This window comes from Protofrankia sp. Cr2, assembly GCF_963555885.1.
GTDB lineage: Bacteria > Actinomycetota > Actinomycetes > Frankiales > Frankiaceae > Protofrankia.
On the sequence record NZ_CAUVXG010000117.1, the window covers coordinates 1 to 2,640 of the forward strand.

The following is a 2,640-nucleotide window of genomic DNA, read 5'->3' on the forward strand; positions in this document are numbered from 1 at the left end:
GGGCTGTGACCGGCCACCGGGCTGGTGCGAAGCCCACCACATCATCGAATGGTCACAGGGTGGCCGCACCGCCCTGAACAACCTCGTACTGACCTGCAGCCAGCATCACCGAACACTCCACCACAGCGACTGGCAGGTACAGATCGGCGCCGACGGCATCCCCACATGGATCCCCCCGGGATGGATCGACCCGACCCGCACCCCCCGACGCAACCCCTACCGCCGCACGATCCACGACACGTGGGGCGGCACCGGCGAGGATCTCTTCGGCGGCGTGCCCTGAGAGCAGGAGATGGCGGGGAACTGATGGGGTCCCCGTGTACACGGTGGACGGCGAGCCGATACGGTCACAGCCGTGAAGACCCGGTCCGCCGTTCGCCGTGTTCTCGCCAGCGTCGCGCTGGTCGTCTTAACCTCGTCCGCCTGTACCACTCACGCGGGGTCCGCCGCGCAGGTCGGCGACGAGACGATCGAGACGTCGACCCTGCGGGGAATTGTCGACCGCGGCGTGGCCGCCGCCCAGGCTGCCGGACCCGCCCAGGATGCCCAGACCGGACAGGCTGCGGCACCGATCGAGCGCAGTGCTCTTCAGCGCGGGGCGCTGACCCTACTCGTCGAGGGCAATCTCGCCCGGCAAGAGGCCCATCAGCTTGGAGTGACGGTCACCGGCCAGGACGTCGATTCCTATTATCAGACTCTCGGCGTGCTCCAATATGGCAGTGTCTCCGCTTTTGAAAAGGCAGGTGCACAGGGCGGTTTCGCTCGCGACGATCTACGGGTGTTCGTCCAGACCGATGCTCTTGAGCTCGCGCTCGCCGACCGGCTCGCGCCGAACTCCGTCGCCTCCGATGCGGTCGCCCGAAGCTTCTACGACCAGGCCGTCGCCCGGTTCGGCTCCCTCCCACTGAGTTTTGGCCAGGCCAAGCCGTTCCTGATCCGAAAGCTCTCCCCGGAGCGGACAGCGGCCGTGGACGCGCAGCTCAACCAGATTTCGCAGCGGGAAGCCATTTTGATCAACCCTAGATTCGGTGTCTGGTCTGCATCCCAACGGGCAGTGGTTGCCGCGGACGGCTCGGTCGCGACCACGCCGGCGCCGGAGCCGCTCGGCCAGACAGCCGCGATGAGCCAGTGAGCCACATACCGACGCTGCGGCCATGACGGCGAGCATCGTCGTCCTGGTGACCAGCCCACGGGTCGTGCCTGGGCTGCTGGACCTGGCCGCGTGGGATCTGCTGCGGGCGGCATCCGCAGTCTGTTGCGGGCTGGCGGCGCATCCGCAGCGTGACGCGCTCGCCGCGGCCGGCATACCGGTCGAGATCCTGACGAGTCCGGATGCGTCCGCCGCTGCTGCGGGATTGCGTAGCCGCGCATGTGCCGACCCGTCCCGGCCCGTGGTGTGGCTCGCCGCCCCAACCGGCGATCTGGGACCGCTCGGCGCACCGGACGTGGCCGGCGAGGCGGAACTGCTGGCCGTACTCGCGACATCGGCGGGTCCGGACCTCACCGTTTCGACGCGCGAGGGTTCGCGTGACCTGCCTGGGGCGAAGCTCCTGGACGCGGTCGCCGTGATGGACAGGTTGCGTTCGCCCGGTGGTTGCCCGTGGGACGCGCAGCAGACCCACACGTCCCTGGCCTCCTACTTGCTGGAGGAGGCATACGAGGCGTTTCAGGCGATCGAGGACGGCAACCACGCCGAGCTGCGCGAGGAGCTCGGCGATGTGCTCATGCAGGTGCTGTTCCACGCCCGGATCGCGGCCGAGGGCGCCGGTAGCGCGGCGGCATGGGACGTCGACGACGTGGCGGCCGGCCTCACCGAGAAGCTTGTCCGCCGCCATCCCCATGTCTTCGGATCGGTGACGGTGGATGGCCCGGCCGCGGTCGAGACGAACTGGGACAAGATCAAGGATGTCGAGAAGGGCCGCCGGTCGGTCACCGAGGGCGTGCCCCTGTCTCAGCCGTCGTTGGCGTTGGCGGCGAAGCTGCAAAAACGAGCGGCGAAGGTCGGCGTGCCCGAGGAGCTCGTGCTCGGCGTGGGCCGGGCGTCGTCTCCGGCCGAGATCATCGCCGGGCTGGTCGCTCCGCCGGACGCGCCCGCCACGGCTGCCGACCAAACCATCGGCGACCTGCTGTTCGCCGCGGTCGCGTTGGCGCGCCAGGCCGGGGTCGATCCGGAGGCGGCCCTGCGGGCGTCCGCCCGCCGGTTCCGGGACACGCTCGCCGGTACCGAGGAGGCCATCCGCGCCGCCGGTCGTGACCCGCGAGACGCGGGCGCGGACTCCTGGCGCGCCCACTGGCCCCCCGGACCCGATTCCCACGCACCCGATTCCCGAGGATCCGGCACCTACGCAGACTGACGCGGCCGGCGGCCTGGTTCAGGCGCAGGGGTTCGGGTAGGGAATCTTCGGAATGTAGCGTTTCCATTCCTCCGGTGTGATCCGCAGATTCGGATCCGCGCAGAAACGTTTCACGACCCGCTGGGGATCGGTCTCCCACAGCCGCACGGTCCCGTCGTCGCTGGCGCTGACGAGGGTATGTCCGTCCGGGCTGAAAACTGCTTGCCAGACGATGCCGGTATGACCGACGAGGTTGGCCAGTGGTGTGGGTTTGGTGGGGTCGGTGGTGTTCCAGAGTCGGATGGTT

Annotated in this window: 4 protein-coding genes; 3 read left to right on the plus strand and 1 reads right to left on the minus strand. The window is 69.1% G+C overall.

From position 1 onward, the window contains the following. From U9978_RS23850 to mazG, 3 genes are all read left to right on the plus strand, one after another. Positions 1-283: HNH endonuclease signature motif containing protein (locus tag U9978_RS23850; protein ID WP_322763391.1), on the plus strand; the 283-nt coding region annotated here is incomplete at its 5' end. A gap of 72 nt (positions 284-355) precedes the next feature. Next, positions 356-1,132, plus strand: a complete 777-nt coding sequence (locus U9978_RS23855; RefSeq protein ID WP_322763392.1) for a SurA N-terminal domain-containing protein — start codon at positions 356-358, stop codon at positions 1,130-1,132. Between the two features lie 22 nt (positions 1,133-1,154). After that, a complete protein-coding gene (gene mazG / locus U9978_RS23860; RefSeq protein ID WP_322763393.1) occupies positions 1,155-2,354 on the plus strand; it encodes a nucleoside triphosphate pyrophosphohydrolase in 1,200 nt (399 codons plus the stop codon). 18 nt (positions 2,355-2,372) lie between these two features. Here the strand turns inward: mazG and U9978_RS23865 are convergent. Then, a partial coding sequence (locus U9978_RS23865) for a WD40 repeat domain-containing protein (RefSeq protein WP_416211125.1) occupies positions 2,373-2,640 on the minus strand: 268 nt, incomplete at its 5' end.